14 protein-coding genes and 1 riboswitch are annotated in these 18,794 nt (G+C 44.5%); of the genes, 10 read left to right on the top strand and 4 right to left on the bottom strand.

Features of this window, described 5'->3' with window-relative positions; all coding sequences use genetic code 11:
- Positions 1-6 precede the first annotated feature (6 nt).
- Positions 7-1,017 carry a galactose/methyl galactoside ABC transporter permease MglC gene (gene mglC / locus E4T80_RS02565; RefSeq protein ID WP_135054671.1) on the top strand — a complete coding sequence of 337 codons (1,011 nt, stop codon included), beginning with the start codon at positions 7-9 and terminating at the stop codon, positions 1,015-1,017.
- 603 nt (positions 1,018-1,620) lie between these two features.
- On the opposite strand, the gene E4T80_RS02560 is transcribed toward mglC, so the two are convergent.
- Both E4T80_RS02560 and E4T80_RS02555 read right to left on the bottom strand, forming a co-directional pair.
- A complete protein-coding gene (locus E4T80_RS02560) occupies positions 1,621-2,079 on the bottom strand; it encodes a hypothetical protein (RefSeq protein ID WP_135054669.1) in 459 nt (152 codons plus the stop codon).
- Positions 2,080-2,082: 3 nt separating this feature from the next.
- Positions 2,083-2,955, bottom strand: a complete 873-nt coding sequence (locus E4T80_RS02555; RefSeq protein WP_135054667.1) for a tetratricopeptide repeat protein — start codon at positions 2,953-2,955, stop codon at positions 2,083-2,085.
- A gap of 313 nt (positions 2,956-3,268) precedes the next feature.
- Between E4T80_RS02555 and E4T80_RS02550 the strand changes: the two genes are divergently transcribed.
- Together E4T80_RS02550 and parC are read left to right on the top strand one after the other, a co-directional pair.
- Entirely contained in the window at positions 3,269-4,483 is a 1,215-nt protein-coding gene (locus E4T80_RS02550) for a sugar efflux transporter (protein ID WP_135054665.1), read from the top strand.
- Between the two features lie 102 nt (positions 4,484-4,585).
- Positions 4,586-6,832, top strand: a complete 2,247-nt coding sequence (gene parC, locus E4T80_RS02545) for a DNA topoisomerase IV subunit A (RefSeq protein ID WP_135054663.1) — start codon at positions 4,586-4,588, stop codon at positions 6,830-6,832.
- Positions 6,833-6,993: 161 nt separating this feature from the next.
- Here parC and E4T80_RS02540 read toward each other — a convergent pair whose 3' ends face one another.
- Both E4T80_RS02540 and hpt read right to left on the bottom strand, forming a co-directional pair.
- Positions 6,994-9,135 (bottom strand): transglycosylase SLT domain-containing protein, encoded by a 2,142-nt coding sequence (locus tag E4T80_RS02540; protein ID WP_194186368.1) that lies wholly within the window; start codon positions 9,133-9,135, stop codon positions 6,994-6,996.
- Between the two features lie 89 nt (positions 9,136-9,224).
- Positions 9,225-9,764 (bottom strand): hypoxanthine phosphoribosyltransferase, encoded by a 540-nt coding sequence (gene hpt, locus E4T80_RS02535; RefSeq protein ID WP_047977948.1) that lies wholly within the window; start codon positions 9,762-9,764, stop codon positions 9,225-9,227.
- A gap of 261 nt (positions 9,765-10,025) precedes the next feature.
- Positions 10,026-10,206, top strand: a riboswitch (Lysine riboswitch).
- 84 nt (positions 10,207-10,290) lie between these two features.
- Between hpt and lysC the strand changes: the two genes are divergently transcribed.
- From lysC to E4T80_RS02500, 7 genes are all read left to right on the top strand, one after another.
- Positions 10,291-11,643, top strand: a complete 1,353-nt coding sequence (gene lysC, locus E4T80_RS02530; protein ID WP_135054661.1) for a lysine-sensitive aspartokinase 3 — start codon at positions 10,291-10,293, stop codon at positions 11,641-11,643.
- A 39-nt stretch (positions 11,644-11,682) separates the two neighbouring features.
- Complete coding sequence (araC, locus tag E4T80_RS02525; protein WP_228064872.1) at positions 11,683-12,528, top strand: arabinose operon transcriptional regulator AraC; 846 nt, start codon at positions 11,683-11,685, stop codon at positions 12,526-12,528.
- A gap of 163 nt (positions 12,529-12,691) precedes the next feature.
- Positions 12,692-13,666 (top strand): substrate-binding domain-containing protein, encoded by a 975-nt coding sequence (locus E4T80_RS02520; protein ID WP_135054659.1) that lies wholly within the window; start codon positions 12,692-12,694, stop codon positions 13,664-13,666.
- Positions 13,667-13,780: 114 nt separating this feature from the next.
- Positions 13,781-15,271, top strand: coding sequence for a sugar ABC transporter ATP-binding protein (locus E4T80_RS02515; RefSeq protein WP_135054657.1), 1,491 nt, complete (start codon positions 13,781-13,783; stop codon positions 15,269-15,271).
- Complete coding sequence (locus E4T80_RS02510; RefSeq protein ID WP_135054655.1) at positions 15,255-16,205, top strand: ABC transporter permease; 951 nt, start codon at positions 15,255-15,257, stop codon at positions 16,203-16,205. The genes E4T80_RS02515 and E4T80_RS02510 overlap by 17 nt, the downstream gene beginning before the upstream one ends.
- Positions 16,206-16,215: 10 nt before the next feature.
- Complete coding sequence (locus tag E4T80_RS02505; protein ID WP_135054653.1) at positions 16,216-17,184, top strand: ABC transporter permease; 969 nt, start codon at positions 16,216-16,218, stop codon at positions 17,182-17,184.
- The gene (locus tag E4T80_RS02500; protein WP_135054651.1) at positions 17,166-18,764 is read left to right on the top strand and encodes a xylulokinase; all 1,599 of its coding nucleotides are present in this window, start codon (positions 17,166-17,168) and stop codon (positions 18,762-18,764) included. The genes E4T80_RS02505 and E4T80_RS02500 overlap by 19 nt, the downstream gene beginning before the upstream one ends.
- Positions 18,765-18,794: the final 30 nt, after the last annotated feature.

Genomic DNA, 18,794 nt, shown 5'->3' with positions numbered 1-18,794 from the left:
AGAATTATGTCTGCTATGACACCCAATAAATCGTTCGATTTTCTCAAACAAAATGCGATCTATTTTGTGCTGCTGATCTTATTAGCGATTATCATCGCCCAAGATCCCAGCTTTTTAAGTTTACGCAATTTCAGTAACATTCTGACCCAATCCTCCGTCCGCCTGATCATTGCCCTTGGGGTTGCCGGCTTATTGGTCAGCCAAGGTACAGACCTTTCCGCCGGTCGCCAAGTCGGGTTAGCCGCCGTGATTTCCGCCACACTGCTACAAGCAATGGATAATATGAACAAAGTGTTCCCCAATTTAGGGGAAATTCCTATTCCTGTGGTAATTCTTGCCGTTTGCGCCGTAGGGGCGATTATCGGTTTGGTAAACGGCTTAGTTATCGCCTATCTCAACGTTACCCCTTTTATTGCCACAATGGGGACGATGATTATCGTCTATGGAATTAACTCCCTCTATTATGATGCGGTCGGCTCATCGCCTATCGCCGGCTTCAACGAAAATTTCTCCGCCTTTGCGCAAGGCTTCTTCCGCATCGGTAGCTTTAACCTCTCCTACATCACCATTTACGCCGCAATTGCCGCTTTCTTGGTTTGGATAATGTGGAACAAAACCCGCTTCGGCAAAAATCTTTTTGCCATCGGTGGTAATCCGGAAGCGGCAAAAGTATCGGGGGTAAACGTTGCCCGCAACTTAGTCGCAATTTATATGATCGCAGGCATCTTCTACGCTTTCGGCGGAATGCTAGAAGCCGGACGGATCGGCAGCGCCACCAATAACCTCGGCTTTATGTATGAACTGGATGCGATTGCGGCGTGCGTTGTCGGCGGTGTTTCCTTTGCCGGCGGGGTCGGCACAGTTATCGGCGTCATTACCGGCGTACTCATTTTCACCGTCATCAACTACGGCTTAACCTACATCGGCGTCAATCCGTACTGGCAGTACATCATCAAAGGCAGCATTATCATTCTCGCTGTGGCGATTGACTCGCTCAAATATGCGAAGAAAAAATAGGCATATCCGAAAAAGGGCGTTTAAAACGCCCTGATTTTTTATTGCAAGCGGTGAGATTAGGCGGGTATTATGCAAAATCAAAAGACTAAATAAACCTATCCCTAATATTTTGATTGCCAATTCACTCCGAATAAAGACAATAAAATGACATCACCGACATTAAATATCCGACATATCGATTTCAATCAGTTATATATTGCAATTTCTCAATATCTTTGTTTTTTTGAATAACTGACTCCGTAAATTGTTCAGTAGTAATCTGTTCAGCCCAAACACTAGAATGAAAAGAAAATACCGAAGCACCTAAAAGTGCGGTGAAAAATAAAGATTTTTAAGTTGCATTATGTTTTCCTTATATTATTTTTTTAGTTTTTTCAAATAGATATTTTTTATATCAGAATCAAAATACCCGACTATTCGATATAACTCTTTTAATTCAAAATATAAATTATCTAAATCTGCTTGATACTGTTTTACTACGGAATCACCATATTCAATTTTCTTTATTTCCAATTCGCCCTCATATTTTGCGATTTCCCATCGCTTAACAGCAATTAGTTCATAAAGCGTACAATCCGATTTATCTAAACTAAATAATTCAACCTAACAATCTTTTAAAGTTTCTTCTGATTTAGTCAGCCTTCTATTTCTAACATAGCGGTAAATGATTTTCTTAATATCTTGCCGTTCTATAATTTTTTGAAATTGTTCGGATTGTTTTCCTACAGTTTCAATTTTTTTAGATAAATCAGGTAAAGCATTCTCAATATTTTGATTTATTTCATTCAGCTTTTTCTCCAAATTTTCTAAATCTTTTTCTGCTCTTTGAGCATTCTGTGTAAAATTCTGATATGACAAAATCGCTGAAACCGCAGGCACAGCTGCCCCTGCGGTTAAAAGCACGCCTAAAAAGGAAAATACAGCTAATGTGATATTCCAAAGTTGATCGTTTTCATATCGTTTTAAAAATAATGCTAAAATAAACGAGAATAAAATAATGGCTAAGCCAATACCAATAAACCAGGATTTAGTTAAACTATTCTTCCCATTAGCCGTACTCATAAATTATTCTCCCTTATTAAAAATACGATAAAGGTCACACCCGTTTTGATCACCATTATCACAGGCTTTACCTACCCAGTATTTTGCTTGTTGCTCATCTTGTCTAACACCGTGTCCTAGAGCATACATCAGCCCCAATTTAGATTGAGCCGCTGCCTCCCCTTGCTCTGCTGTTTTCTCAAACCATTTAAACGCTTGGTGATAATCCTGCTTCACGCCTTGTCCTTTGTCATACATCAGCCCCACATTAAATTGAGCCTTTGAATCCCCTTGCTCTGCTGCTTTCTCATACCATTTAAACGCTTGGTGATAGTCCTGTTTCACGCCTTGTCCTTTGTAATACATATTCCCCAAATTAAATTGAGCCTCTGCCTTCCCTTGCCCTGCGGCTTTCTCATACCATTTCACCGCTTGGTGATAGTCCTGTTTTACGCCTCGTCCTTTACCATACATCCCCCCCAAATTAAATTGAGCATTTGAATCCCCTTGCTCTGCCGCTTTCTCATACCATTTAAACGCTTGGTGATAGTCCTGTTTTACGCCTTCTCCTTTGAAATACGCATTACCCAAATTAAATTGAGCCTCTTTTACCCCTTGCTCTGCCGCTTTCTCATACCATTTCACCGCTTGGTGATAGTCCTGTTTTACACCTCGTCCGTTGTCATACATCAACCCTAATATAAGTTGCACACTTGCAACACCTTGCTCTGCGAATGGTTTAAATAGATTAAAAGCAGCAGCGTAATCTTGGTTTTCATACGCTTTCAAAGCTTGATTAAGCTTATTTGGTGCTGAATCTGCCATCGCTAACGGGCTTAAACCGGCAGTGGAAAGGGCAAATAATGCGGAAGCAAGTAGGGTTTTAGTGAATTTCATTGTTTTTCCTCTTAAAAAATAAACGCTTAAACTGAACAAAAAATAATTATAGATTGTTTTTTTTTTGTGCAATTATTTATACTAAAAAGCAGGTTTTATGCTGAAAAAATACAAGATAAGCGGGGAAAACAATGAAGATCGCAATTTGCGTAATATTGCAGTGGCAAAAAGGGCAGGGCATCAAGCTGATTGTAAAAGGGGATTATCAACGGGGAGCATAGCAAGCGGTGGGTTAGGCAGGATTTTTTGCAAATATCCTTATCATATAGTGCTACAATAGACACATCATTTATTTATGCTAAAAGAGCCGACAATGAAACCTGCCGTTCCCTTTTTTCCGCAACGCCTGCTTAGCCGGCGTTTGCTAAGTTCCGCTTCGGCGGCATTTTTAATTGTGATTTTTATGACGGGGCTGGCAGGCGCACTGCGGATTCCGGCACTCACCGTCTATTTGCATAATGAAGTTACCAATGATCCGATGATGATCGGGGTGTTCTATTCGATTAACTCCCTCGTGTCGATGGTGCTTAGCCAGATTGTCGCCCATTATTCCGACCGCTACCCTAACCGCAAGCTGATTATTTCCCTCAGTTGTGTAATGCAACTGTTCGGCTGCCTGCTGTTTGCGTTTAATCGGGATTACTATATTTTGCTGATTTTCGGCACGCTGTTAATCGGGCTGGGCTCGTCCGCCACCTCGCAACTGTTTGCTTTGTCGAGAGAATACACTCAAGCACAAAATCGGGATAGCACGATGTTCAACAGCGTGCTGCGGGCGCAACTGTCGTTAGCGTGGATTGTCGGCCCACCTCTTGCCTATTTTCTCGCCGACCAGCTCGGCTTTACCTTTATGTACGTTGCCGCCGCGACTATTTTTGCGATCTCAATCATCATTGTAATGTTGATGCTGCCGCAAGCGGTCGGTTGCGAGCCAAAATCGGCAAATGAGGAAGAAGATAATCTGCGGGAAGAGGGGATCACCAGTAATCGCCATTCGGTGATTTGGTTGAGTATCGCCTGCCTGTTGGTATGGACGTGCAACAGTATGATGTTCATCAATATGCCGATTTATCTCAGCGAAGATTTGGGGCTGTCAAACCGTGTGGCAGGCTTGATGATGGGCACGGCAGCAGGAATTGAAATTCCGATAATGCTGATTGCCGGCTACTGTACGCGTTTTATCAGCAAAAAAAGCCTGATGCTGATCGGTATTGTGGCGGGGATTGCCTATTACCTCGGTTTAGCCCTCGCCCAAACGGAATGGCAGTTGCTGGCAATCCAACTGTTTAACGGCATTTTTATTGGGATTATCGCCTCTATCGGAATGATCTATTTCCAAGATTTAATGCCTTACCGAATGGGCACGGCAACTACGCTGTTTGGCAATACCGGTTCGGCAAGTTGGATTGTCGCCGGACAACTCGCCGGCGTGATGGCAAGCCAATTTGGTTATCAAAGCACTTGGTATTTGGCGATCGGCTTTTGTGTGATTGCGTTACTCTTTATGGGGCTAGTGCGGAAAATCTAGTGTAAAAATATCCACTAAATCGCAAAATTCCGCTATAATCTGCACCAATAATTCTCGGCACGCTCGTTCGTGCCTTTTTGATGATCGAGTATAACTTTCGGAATGACTAACCAAATCAACTACGAAGGCATTGAGCAGATGCCGATTAAGCGTTTCACCGAAAACGCCTATCTCAATTATTCAATGTATGTCATTATGGATCGTGCCTTGCCGTTTATCGGCGATGGCTTAAAGCCGGTGCAACGCCGTATTATTTATGCGATGTCCGAACTCGGCTTAACTGCGTCCGCCAAATATAAAAAGTCCGCCCGCACGGTCGGGGACGTGTTGGGGAAATTCCACCCCCACGGCGACAGTGCCTGCTATGAAGCGATGGTGCTGATGGCACAGCCTTTCTCTTACCGCTATCCGTTGGTGGACGGGCAAGGGAACTGGGGCGCACAAGACGATCCGAAATCCTTTGCCGCAATGCGTTATACGGAGTCCAAATTAGCCAAAATTGCCGAGTTACTGCTCGGTGAATTAGGGCAAGGCACGGTGGAATATCAACCCAACTTTGACGGTTCGTTGGAAGAACCCAAATACCTGCCCGCCCGCCTGCCGCATATTTTGCTGAACGGCACAACCGGGATTGCCGTGGGAATGGCAACGGATATTCCGCCGCATAACCTCAATGAATTGGCAGAGGCGTGTGTAACATTATTGGATAATCCGACCGCTTGCTTAGACGATCTACTTGAGATTGTGCAAGGGCCGGACTACCCGACCGAAGCGGAAATTATCACCCCGCGAGCCGAGCTGAAAAAACTGTACGAGCAAGGCAAAGGCTCGATCAAACTGCGGGCGGTATGGCATAAGGAAGACGGCAATATCATTATTTCCGCCCTGCCGCATCAAGCCTCGCCCTCCAAAATTATTGAGCAGATCGCCACCCAAATGCGTAACAAAAAATTGCCGATGGTGGACGATATTCGGGACGAGTCCGACCGTAAAAATGCGACGCGGATTGTGATTGAGCCCCGCTCAAACCGCATTGATCTTGATGCGTTAATGGCTCACCTATTCGCCACCACCGATTTGGAAAAAAGCTATCGGGTCAATATGAATATGATCGGCTTAGACGGCAAACCAGTGGTGAAAAATCTGCTCACCATTCTCAACGAGTGGTTAAGTTTCCGCCGCACCACCGTTACCCGCCGTTTAAACTACCGTTTGGATAAAATCCTAAGCCGCCTGCATATTTTGGAAGGTTTGCTGACCGCCTATCTCAACATTGACGAAGTGATTGAGATTATCCGTGATGACGGCGATCCGAAAACCGAGCTTATCGCACGTTTTAATTTGAGCGAGCTGCAAGCCGAGGCGATTTTAAACCTGCGGTTGCGTCATCTTGCCAAGTTGGAAGAGTACGAGTTATACGCCGAGCAACAAAAACTCACCGAAGAAAAGGAACGCCTGCAAGCGATTTTAGGCTCGCCACGCCGTCTGAATACTTTAATCAAGCAAGAAATTCAAGCCGATGCCAAAACCTATGCCAGCCCTCGCCGCTCACCGCTTGTTGAACGGGCGGAAGCCAAAGCCATTGCCGAAAGCGATCTGATCCCGACCGAGCCGATTACGGTAATTTTATCGGAAAAAGGCTGGGTACGTTGTGCTAAAGGGCACGATATTGACGTGCAAGCCCTGAATTACAAGGCAGGGGACGGCTATTTGGCGCACGTTCACGGTAAAAGTAACCAACCGGTCGTTTTTATTGACAGTACAGGGCGCAGCTACGCTCTCGACCCGCAAACCTTGCCGTCCGCCCGTTCGCAAGGCGAGCCAATCACCAGTAAAATTACGCTGACGGACGGTGCAGCCGTGCAATATGTTCTAATGGCGGAGGATAATCAAAAAGTGCTGATGGCGTCAGACTCCAGCTACGGTTTTATTTGCCAATTCAGCGACTTAGTATCCCGTAATAAAGCGGGGAAAGCGGTCATTTCCCTGCCGGAAAATGCAAAAGTGCTGCCGCCACAGCTGATCGGTGATGATCCCGACACCCTGTTGGCTGCAATGAGCAGTGTCGGCAGAATGTTAGTCTTTCCGATTGCCGAGTTACCGAGCTTGTCAAAGGGCAAAGGGAATAAAATCATCAATATTTCCGCAGCAGCCGCCAAAGCCGGCACGGAATTATTGGCACGCCTATTCATCATTCGCCCGACCAGCTCGCTCGTGTTCGTTTCCGGCAAACGTAAAATCACGCTCAAACCAAGCGACATTGAAAAATACCGTGGCGAACGTGCCAGAAAAGGCGCACCGCTTGTGCGTGGCTTAAATGTCAATACCGAAGTGGCGGTTATTGATTGATCGCCTACAAAAACAGACCGCTTGCGGTCTGTTTTTACGAGTTTTCAACATTATATTGTGTTGCGCCATACTTGAGCTGCCCCTTTTTTAACGCTACGCCAATGACCGTTTACAACTATTAACATTACCACTTCATACATAGCCTATTTTGTGGCAACCCGCTAATAACTGCCTTGTTCCGCTTGGGTAAACATCATCTTATGTGGTTGATTTTGCAACAGTTGGTAATAATAGTCGTACGCCAGTACATTTTGCACATAGCCACGGGTTTCCAAAAACGGAATTGAGGCAATAAATTCGTCCATTGCCAAACGCCCGCCGGCACGTTCCAGCCACGTTTTTACCCGATGCGGTCCTGCATTATAAGCTGCGGCAATTAAAATGCGGTTATTCGGATATTTTTCGTTTAACTCCGCCAAATGTGCCGTGCCGAGCATAATATTTTTAAACGGATCGAGCAAATCTAGCTCGCTAAACGGCAGTTGCTGATTATCCGCCGTTTGTTTCGCCGTACTCGGCAACATTTGCATTAGTCCCTGTGCGTTGGCGTGGGAGCGGGCTTGCGCATTCCACGCACTTTCTTGGCGGGCAATCGCCATTGCAAAGGTTTTTGTGATATTGTGATCGGTCAAATGCAGATCAAACCATTGGGCATAGGTATTCGGCAAGCGTAGCTGAACATAATCCCACGCTTTCGCCTGAATTGTGCCTTCCACCGCTAAATCCACCCAGCTTTGCCCGTTGGCATAATCGGTCAATGCAATTTTTTCGTCAAAACTGACCGCTTGTAACAGGTCAATCCACGCTGTTTTTGCTGCCTCAAAACGTTTTAATGCTCTCAACTCCCGCACCCGTTCCAACGCCGGTGTAAATTGTGCCTGCTGATGAGGCATTAAAGGCACAACTGACGGCAAATTGAGGGTGTAAGGTTTACCCAAGGCGTGAGCGGCAAGCATCGGGTAAAATCCCCGCTCCATTGTCAAAGCATTCAGTAAGACATTTCGCTGTTTCGGGTCGGCTTTTGCCTGCCAATAACGCCATTCCGCTTTCTCTTTTGCTTGCGGTGTTAAATTGTCCAGCCACGGTTTCAACGGCGTTTGCTGGAAAATCGCCGTGCGTAATCGCCGCTCAGTGAGTTGATCTGCCTTTAAGGCGAGCAACTGTTCGTCCCGCCAGAGCTGAAAAGCCGGTTCGAGATTGTCAAATACCCGACTGATAAACGCCATTTTCCACGCTTTTTGCGTTTCCTCGCTCAGCCCCCATTTTTCCGCCCAGCCTTGATAGACAGAAAAGTTGGGGTTATCCATCTGTTCTGCCAGTGTACGCACAAACGCAGGGAAGGCTTTCTCAATGATCCGGCGATTAACCTCTGTAAGCGGTTGGTTCTGCACAAAATGTTGCAAATTTTTCGGCTCGGCGAGCAGTTTTTCCAACGCGGTCAACCAGCTGTTTAATTCGGGATCTTGGCTATTTTCGTTAAGCGAGACTAAGGCTGGCTTCGCCCCTAACTGAAATAAATAGAGTGCCTTTTGCTGAATTTTTGCCGCCGTTTTTAATCCCTGATCTCGCCAATAGGCTTCTATTCCGCCACATTCCAAGGGCAAAACCGCATTTTTGCGCCAATAACTCGCTTCTGCCTCACCCAATTTCTCATTTTGTTGCGCGATTTTACCCTGCCAAAAAGTATCGAACGCTGTCAGCAGTTCCCCCATTTCCGGCGAAGCGTTTGCCGGGCTGCCAGCCTGCTCCGCTTCCGGATTGAGTGCTGTTTTTTCGGCTAATAGCTGAAATTTTGCCGCAAACACACGGCACATATTGTCCATTGTCTCTGGCGGCACGGCTTGGCTGTACGCAATCAGTTCCGGTAATTTCTGTGCTTGATAATAGTGCGTATAAGGCAGTTGTGCCAACCGATTACGCTTGGCAATCAACGGATATTGGGCGGCAAATTGCGCGACTTCGTGCTCCAACTGTTCCGGTGTAAAACGTTCGCTTGCCACTAACGCCTTAAAGATAAGCCAATCGGCGTCCGGTTTTAAAGGGTAGTCATCGGATATTAAACGTTTCGCCAAAGCCAGTACACGATCGGATAATTTACCCTGCTTTTCGGCGTTTTTCAGCAAGGCTTCTAATTGTAGAAACTGTTCCCGTTCGACGACTAATGTTTGTTGTGCCTGTTGATATGCCTGCGTCCACTGTTGTTTCAATGCGTCCAATTCCGGTGCGGACACGCTGTGTTTCTCCGATTTAGCCATTGTCGCCGAACTAAACAACAATAGCGACACTAAGGTTTTCTTCCACATAATTCCTCCGTTTTTGATAGCCGTTAGAATACAAAAACCGCTTGAAGTTGCATACCACAAGCGGTTAGTTTAGCGTGTTTTTTTGACAATTAGGCGTCAAGCACCACTTTGGCAATATAATCCAAATTGCGATAGCGTTGGGCATAATCAATCCCGTAACCGACAACAAATTCATCGGGAATCGCAAAGCCTATCCACTCCACCGGCACGTCAACTTCACGGCGGGAAGGTTTATCCAACAATGTGCAAATTGCCAAGGATTTCGGCTCACGCAGGCGTAAAATATCGCGCACTTTGCTCAAGGTAAAGCCGGTATCAATAATGTCTTCGACAATCAGCACATCTTTTCCGGCAATATCGCCGTCCAAGTCCTTCAGAATTTTCACATCACGGCTGGATTCGGTACTCAATCCATAACTGGAAGCCGTCAGAAAATCCACCTCCACTGGCAAATCCAAGCGGCGTACTAAATCCGCCATAAACATAAACGACCCTCGTAACAACCCAATCACCACAAGGCTCTCACAATGATTATGCTGATAATAGTGGTTAATCTCTTTCGCTAATTCCTCAATACGCTGCTGCACATCTTGCTTTGGAATAAGGGTTTGAATATGGTGTTTTTTCATTGTCCGACCTTGAAATATAAGAAATAAAAAGTGTTAAAACTGCGGTATTTTATCCTTTTTTGTAGGTTGCAACAAACTTTTACATTCGGCAAGCGGGCGGTTTTGTAAGAAATTTTACCTATCTGACCGCTTGTTTTGTTCAAAATTAAGCCGTTTGATTTTAACCGCCGCCAAAAGCCGAAATTCCGTTTGACACTTAACGCAGATCAGGGTATTTCTATGCACGTTTTCCGCTCAATGCGGGGAAAAGTTATAAGTGATTATAGCAAGAGAGGCGCAACATTCAGGCAACTTATCTTAGGGAACTAGACCGTTTGAGGATAAGTGATGGGAATGCTTGCCGAGGTGTGAATTCACTAGACAGGAATGATCATCGGCTGAGTCAGGTTGAATCCTATCAGCTGTCATTTGAGCAAAGTTCAAATGGAGTGCTCTTAAATTTGTTCTCACAAACCAAAAGTAACTCAATTCCACCCTACCATTCTACCTCTTTATTTTGTAAACACATTCATCATAGGAAATTATTATGTCTTATCTTTCCGTTGCGAAATTTGGTGGAACCAGTGTTGCCGATTTTGAGGCAATGTCCGCCTGTGCCGATATTGTTATCGCTGATGCCAATACTCGTGTGGTGGTCTTATCTGCCTCGGCGGGCATCACCAATTATTTAGTCGAGTTGGCAAACGGTTGTGAGAGCGAACACCGAGAGATCATTTTAGCGGCAGTCCGTGCCATTCAATACCGTATTATTGACAAGCTCCAGCACCCTGAAAACGTGCGTGAAGAGATTGACCGCTTACTCAATCAAATCCAAATATTAGCGGAATCCGCCGGTTTAGCGACCTCCCCTGCTCTCACCGATGAGTTAATCAGCCACGGTGAGATGATGTCTACCCGCCTGTTCACCCAGCTGCTTCACGAAAAGCAGTGTCCTGCCGAGTGGGTCGATGTGCGTAATGTGGTAGCAACCAATAGTCAGTTCGGTAAAGCCGCCCCTGACGATACCAAAACCCAACAGCAAGCCGATCTCGTGCTGAAACCGCTGATTGCACAAGGTAAAATCGTTATCACCCAAGGGTTTATCGGGCGTGATGAACAAGGTAAAACCACGACCTTAGGACGAGGCGGCAGCGATTACACCGCCGCCCTTCTCGCTGAAGTATTGAACGCAAACGATGTGTTAATTTGGACGGACGTGCCGGGAATTTATACAACCGACCCTCGCATTGTCGCCAACGCCAAACGGCTTGAAACTATCAGCTTTAACGAAGCGGCGGAAATGGCAACTTTCGGTGCAAAAGTCTTGCACCCTGCAACATTACTCCCTGCGGTACGCAGTAATATTCCTGTGTATGTCGGTTCAAGCAAAGCCCCGCAACAGGGCGGCACTTGGGTAACCCGTGATCCGCAACCCCGCCCAACCTTCCGAGCGATTGCCTTACGCCGTAATCAGATTTTGATTACCTTGTCCAGCTTGAGTATGCTGCACGCCCAAGGCTTTTTAGCCAATGTGTTCGCTATTTTGGCGAAGCACAAAATTTCGGTTGATGTGATCACTACCTCCGAAGTGAGTGTTGCCCTGACTCTCGACAAAACCGGTTCGGCGTCCTCCGGCACGGATATGCTCTCGCCCGCTTTACTCGCTGAATTACAAGCCTATTGCAATGTGCAGGTGGAATCCGATCTTGCCTTAGTCGCTATTATCGGCAATCATTTGCATCGACAAGCGGGTATTGCTGGGCAATTATTTGCAACCCTCGCACCTTACAACGTCCGACTTATCAGCTACGGTGCCAGCACCAACAACGTCTGCACCTTAGTGAAAAACGAAGACGCCAATCAGGTTGTCAATGCCCTGCATCAAGCCTTGTTTGAATAATATATACGGAGCGCCATTCGTCAATGAATGGCGTTTTTAATGATGAATGAGAACACCTTTTCAGCCTCTTTTAATCACTGTGAGATCGCTGCCGGTATTACCCAAAGTGAAAAAGGCAATTACTTGGACTTTGTCGTTCATCGCCAGGAGGGAATGAAAGGTTATATGCTTCAACTCACTACGTTCGGAAAAGGGATAATGCACGACGGCAAGCACCCTTTGCCCTTACAACGTGGGCAATTATTACTATTTTGCCCTCACAGTGTCCATCACTATTTCCGCCAACCGGAATGCCCGTTTTGGCATTCTAAATGGCTCTATTTTTATGCTAAACCGGGCTGGCTAAAATGGCTGCATTGGCGTAATAACCAACAAAATATCGGTAGAATTACCCTAAATGATTCGGTGCTTTTTCAAGAAATCAGTCAATTATTCACGAAAATTGAATGGGAGCTAAAATCCGCTCATCCTTTCAAACAAGATACTAGCCGTTGCCTATTGGAATATTTGCTGATGAAATGTGTGTCTGCCGAGCAAAGCGACACGATTTTCCCCATTGATAGCAGAATATTAAAGGTGTGCGATCTCATCTCGGAAAATCTTTCACAAAATTGGAATGTAGCATTTCTAGCCCAACAGGTCTATTTATCGGAATCCCGCCTTGCACACTTATTTAAACAAGCGCTTGGAATGGGGATTATTCAATGGCGGGAGCAACAACGCATCAATGAAGCGCAAAAACTGCTCTATTTTTCTAACTTATCCGTACATAAAATTGCCAAATCCTTAGGCTATGAAGATGCGCTTTATTTTTCAAAAATTTTTAAAAAACATACGGAGCTTTCCCCTTCCGAGTTCAGACAGCAAGAACAAAATCGCTTATAAAAATGTGATCTGCTTCGCACTTTATTTTCGGTAGCAGAATATTCCATATTTATAACTGAAATTTACCTATTCTTTTACATCTCCGACCTCTAAGATATTTCCAGCCCTTAATTGCGGTCATTAAATTAAGGAAAATCAACTCACCTACTATGAGGACTTTCTGATGAAAAAACAAATGCTTAAACCCTTGCTGCTCTCTACGCTATTCACCCTTGGCTTCAGCAGTAGTCTACTTGCCAATGATGTTGTGAACATCGCCAAAATTGACGGTATGCCTTGGTTCAATCGGATGGCGGAAGGCGTTGTACAAGCGGGTAAAGATAATAATATCAATGCCTACCAAGTCGGGCCTGCAAATACCGATGCACCCCAGCAAGTGAAATTGATTGAGGATTTAATCACCAAAAAAGTGCGAGCCATTTCCATTGTACCTAACGATGCCAGTGCATTAGAGCCGGTACTGAAAAAAGCCAAACAGCAAGGTATTGTCGTCTTAACTAATGAATCTGTCGGGCAGCCCAGTGCCGATTGGGACATCGAAGTCATTGATAATGCCCGGTTTGCATCGGATTATGTCGAAGAAGTTGCCAAATCACTAGGCGGAAAAGGCGGTTATGTGATCTATGTCGGTGGTTTAACCGTTCCGCAACACAATCTTTGGGCGGATTTATTTATTCAATATCAACAAGCTCACTACCCTGAAATGTTTGAAGTAACCAGTAGAATGCCCGTTGCTGAAAATATCAATGATGCCCGCCGCACCACGATTGATTTGGTCAAAGCCCACCCGGATCTGAAAGCCGTCGTTTCATTCGGCTCACAAGGCCCGATTGGTGCAGGCTTAGCCGTCAAAGAAAAACGCTTGAAAGGAAAACTCAATGTATTTGGAATGATGATTCCATCGCAAGCCGCCGCCCTGATTAAAAGCGGTAATATTACAATGGGGATCACTTACGATCCGGCAAATGCCGGCTATGCTTTAGCTGCCGTGGCTGCTAAAGTGCTAAAAGGCGAAGCGATTGAAGACGGATTAGTAATTCCTCATATTGGCAAAGCCAAAGTCGATCACACCAAAAAATTATTACAATTCCATAAAGTGCTGAAAGTTACGCAAGAGAATATCGACAGCCTCTATTGATCGAAGATCGACAAGTGATTCATCACACTTTTACAAAAAAGAGCGGATAACAGACCGCTTGTTATCCGCTTTTATCCGGATACGCTTGCTCTCATCAATAACCAGGAAGTCATTATGCCCTTTATTTCAATGCACAACATCAGCAAAACCTTTGGCGGTGTCAAAGCACTTAATCAAGTCGATCTTCGTTTAAATGACGGCGAAGCACTATGCCTATGCGGTCAAAACGGCTGCGGCAAATCGACCTTAATCAAAATTCTATCCGGCGTTTACCAACCGGATAGCGGTGCGGAAATTCGGATTGGTTCAACATTGCATACGCAATTAACCCCTAAAACCGCTATTGAGCAAGGTATCCAAGTTATCTATCAGGATCTCGCTTTATTTCCTAATTTAAGTGTTGCGGAGAATATTGCCATCAATCATTACCGCCAATTTGGGATCGTTAAGCCGAAAGCGATCCGAGACATTGCTCAAAATGCACTGGATAGCATCAATGCAACCTTAGATTTAACCGCTAACGTTGAAGATCTCCCGATTGCCCAGCAGCAACTGGTCGCAATTTGCCGAGCCTTAGCCCAAAATGCCCGCTTATTGATAATGGACGAGCCGACCGCCTCTTTAACCGCTCACGAAGTCCATTATTTACTGGATATTGTGCTTAAGTTGAAAAGTAAGGGGATCAGCATCATTTTTGTCAGCCACCGCTTAAAAGAAATGCTGACCGTTTCCGACACGGTGTTAGTGCTAAAAGACGGTAGTAAGGTTGGTGAATACCCGATTCAAGAGGTGGACGAAAAACGCCTGACCTTTTTGATGACCGGTCTTACATTACATCAAAAGCGGTTAGATCCGCCCGATTTTTTGCAAACGCCGACAGTACTTGAGGTTAAAAATCTCTGTCTCGCCCATCAATATCAACAGATTGATTTCTCGCTTAAACAAGGTGAAATTATTTCGTTAGTCGGTCTATTAGGATCAGGACGTACCGAGCTCTGTTTGAGTTTATTCGGCATTACTCAACCGGATTGTGGTGAAATCAGGCTGAACGGGCAACGGATTTCCTTAAAAAATAACCGCCAAGCGATCGCCAAAGGGATTGTGTACGTTTCGGAAGATCGAATGAATACCGGACTGATAATGGCAGAATCCATCCATCACAATATAATTTCAACCGTGCTTCAACGTCTCACCGACAGATTTAATATTATCCAAAACCAATCTGCCCGCCGATTAAGCCAAACGCTTATTGAAAAGCTCAAGATTAAAGCCGCCGATGCGGATTTAGCCGTCAATACATTATCGGGCGGTAATGCCCAGCGAGTGTCTATTGCCAAGTGGTTAGCCGTTTCGCCCCAAGTGATGATTTTAGATTCGCCAACGATTGGGGTTGATGTCGCCAATAAAGCGGGGATTTTTCATATTATTCAAACACTGTCCGAAAAAGGGATTTCAGTTATTTTTATTACCGATGAAATTGAGGAGGCCTATTACCATAGCCATCGGGTATTTGTAATGAATAAAGGCAAAATAACGGCACAGTTTCGCCCAAGCGATTGTACAGAACAGGCTATTGAGGATATTGTTTATGAAAAATCTAAATAACCGTATTTTATTTTTAACGTTACTCGTGCTATTTGGGCTATTGAGTTTATTCACACACGATTTTTTAACCATCGAAAATATCTACGATATTTTTAATAATTATGCAATGTTAATGATACTTGCCTGCGGATTACTTGTCGTTTTAATTGCAGGCGGTATTGATATTTCCTTTCCGGCGATTACGATTATTGCCCAATATGTAATGATTTCTATTATTCAGCATTATCATATCGGCTTAATCGGTGTTTTTGCCATCGCAATCTTGGTGGGGTGTTTATTTGGTATGCTCAATGCCGTTATTATTCATAAATTAGCCGTACCCGCCATTATTATTACGATTTCGACACTTAATATCTTTTATGGCGCTCTGCTTTATGTTACGAAAGGGGTTTGGCTGTATGATTTTCCACACTGGTTTCAACAGGAATATATTCTCTTTAAACACACCACAGCAGAAGGCATAGAATACGGGCTATCTTTTCAAATTATTGTGATGCTCTGCGTTATTCTGATAACTCATCTCTTATTAAATAAAGCCAGTCTGGGGCGACAAATCTACGCACTGGGCGGAAATAAAGAATCCACACTGAGAATCGGCTTTAATTTGCTGAAATTGCATATTCTCGCTTACGGCTATATGGGCATAATGGCAGGTGTTGCCGGCGTTGTTCAGTCTTATACGGTGCAATCGGTCGCACCGGATTCTCTGTTAGGCTACGAATTAACCGTACTCACAGCCGTTGTATTAGGCGGAGCAAGCCTAACGGGCGGCAAAGGCACATTATCCGGCACGGTAATGGGCGTGGCATTAGTTGCAATGATTCAAAACGGTCTGAATTTATTAAATGTCTCATCTTACTGGCAGATGGTTATTACCGGTTGCATTATGATTTTAAGTATTAGTTTAACCGCTCTCGCACAACATAAAAAATAAGGAAAACAGAATGAAACGCTATATTGATCGCCCGACAAAATACCTCTGCTTATTATTTATTTTAGCGCTATCCCTATTTTCAATCCTTATTCCCGAGCTTTTTTGGTCGATAGATCACTTTCAATCAATGGCATCACAAGTGGCGATTCTCGGTATTCTAACGCTCGCAATGTCCATTCCAATGATAACCGGCGGTATCAATCTCTCTATCATTGCCACAATGAATAGCAGTGCATTGATTATCGCCTATTTGGTTACTCAAAATGAAAGCCCGCTGTTTCTATTCCTAGCTATTGGGCTAAGCGGAGTATGTGCAGCTCTGATCGGTTTATTGAACGGCAGCTTAATCGCTATTATTAAAGTCTCTCCCATTTTAGCGACACTTGGTACAATGACACTGATTAACGGCTTAAATATTTTATTCACCAATGGCTCGACTATCTCCAATCTCCCTCATCATCTATTAACGCTCAATGCCTCTTCCCTCTTTTACATTCCGATCCCTATCTTAGTATGTTTAATACTCTTCTTTTGTGTTTGGTTTATCTTAGAAAAAACCACCTTAGGCAAATCAATTTATTTTATCGGTAACAACGAAAAAGCCACCTTCTATTCCGGCATTCATACCCAAAAAGTGATCATCATTGTTTATATTCTTTCTTCACTACTTTGCACCTTTGCCGCAATATTGATGACATCAAAATTAAACTCGGCAAAAGCATCTTATGGGGACTCTTATTTATTGATTTCCATCTTAGCCGCCGTATTAGGCGGTATAAATCCTGACGGCGGGAAAGGTAAACTCATCGGCATTATCCTAGCACTCATTCTATTACAAATGATTGAAAGCGGTTTAAATATGCTTGGTATCAGTAGCTATATCACAATGATATTGTGGGGAACACTACTGATTTTATTTATCTTTTTAGAAAAAGCCGTTTATTCAAATAGGAGTTTACAATGCAAAATGAAAAAATAGAGATTGATTCAGGCAATATTATTATTGGGATTGAATTAGGTTCAACCCGCATTAAAGCCGTTCTAATCAATCCGCAAGGCGTCATTCTCGCTACCGGCGGCGCAGACTGGGAAAATCATTTCATTGACGGTATTTGGACTTACCATCAAAGCGAAATTTGGCAGACATTACAACTGGCTTTCGGCGATTTACAACAGACTGTCAAAGAGAAATACCGCACGGTTATCAAAACGGCACAGGCTATCGGTATCAGTGCAATGATGCACGGCTATCTTGCCTTTGATAAAGCCGGCAATCAGCTCGTGCCATTTCGGACGTGGCGTAATAATATGACGCTACAAGCTGCCGAAACATTAACCGAACGGTTTGGATATCCGATCCCTCAACGTTGGAGTATTGCCCATTTATACCAAGCCATTCTCAATCAAGAGCCTCACCTCTATCAGCTTGATTATCTCACCACCTTATCGGGCTATGTTCATTGGCAACTAACCGGCGAAAAATGTCTTGGTATTGGTGATGCATCAGGAATGTTCCCGATTGATACGGGCTTACTTGATTACAACCGCACAATGCTTGCTCAATTCAACCGTCTTATTGAACAAGACCACTACCCTTGGACGCTGGAACAGTTACTCCCTAACGTTAAAATTGCTGGGCAAAAAGCCGGACAACTAACCGCTTGCGGTGCTAAAAAACTTGACCCGACCGGCAATCTACAAGCAGGTATCCCGTTTTGTGCCCCCGAAGGGGATGCCGGTACAGGGATGATTGCCACAAACTGCATCAAAGAGAAAACCGGCAATATCTCTGCCGGCACATCTGCCTTTGCGATGATCGTACTGGAAAAAGCCTTATCCAAGACCTATGCCGAGCTGGATATTGTTACAACACCTGCCGGAAAATTAGTCGCAATGGCACACGCTCAAAACTGTACCTCCGACATCAATGCGTGGGTCAATCTACTCGGTGAATGCCTGCAATTATTCGGCGTCAAAGTTTACACGGAGGAACTCTATGAAACACTGTTTCGCCACGCATTAGAAGGCGATGCCGACTGCGGTAATCTCCTCTCTTACGGATTTTATTCGGGCGAACACAATGTCGGGCTCACCAAAGGCTGCCCACTCTTTCTACACCCCACCAATGCACAATTTCACCTTGCTAACTTTATGCGTACCCACCTCTATACCGCATTCGGTGCAATGAAGCTTGGAATGGATATTTTAATTGAGCAAGAAAATGTCGCGATCGATCGCATTTTAGGACATGGCGGTATTTTCAAAACGGAAAACGTTGCCCAAAAAATCCTTGCCTCCGCCCTGAATATCCCGCTTGCCACAATGGATACCGCCTCAAACGGTGGCGCTTGGGGCATTGCGCTATTGGCTAATTTTCTCGCTAAATCAGACAGTATGTCCTTAGAAGATTATTTGGACGCGTATATTTTTAATCAAACTAAGCTCAACTTAATTTATCCGGAAAAAACCATTGTTGAAGGTTATCAACGATTTATTGAACGCTATAAACAGGGGATTGACATTGTGAAATCGGCAATCACGACAAATTTGGTTACATAGCCTATAAAAAAGGGGAACTTCGTTCCCCGC

The organism is Muribacter muris (assembly GCF_004569585.1).
Lineage (GTDB): Bacteria > Pseudomonadota > Gammaproteobacteria > Enterobacterales > Pasteurellaceae > Muribacter > Muribacter muris.
This window is presented reverse-complemented; position numbering and strand designations above follow the sequence as displayed.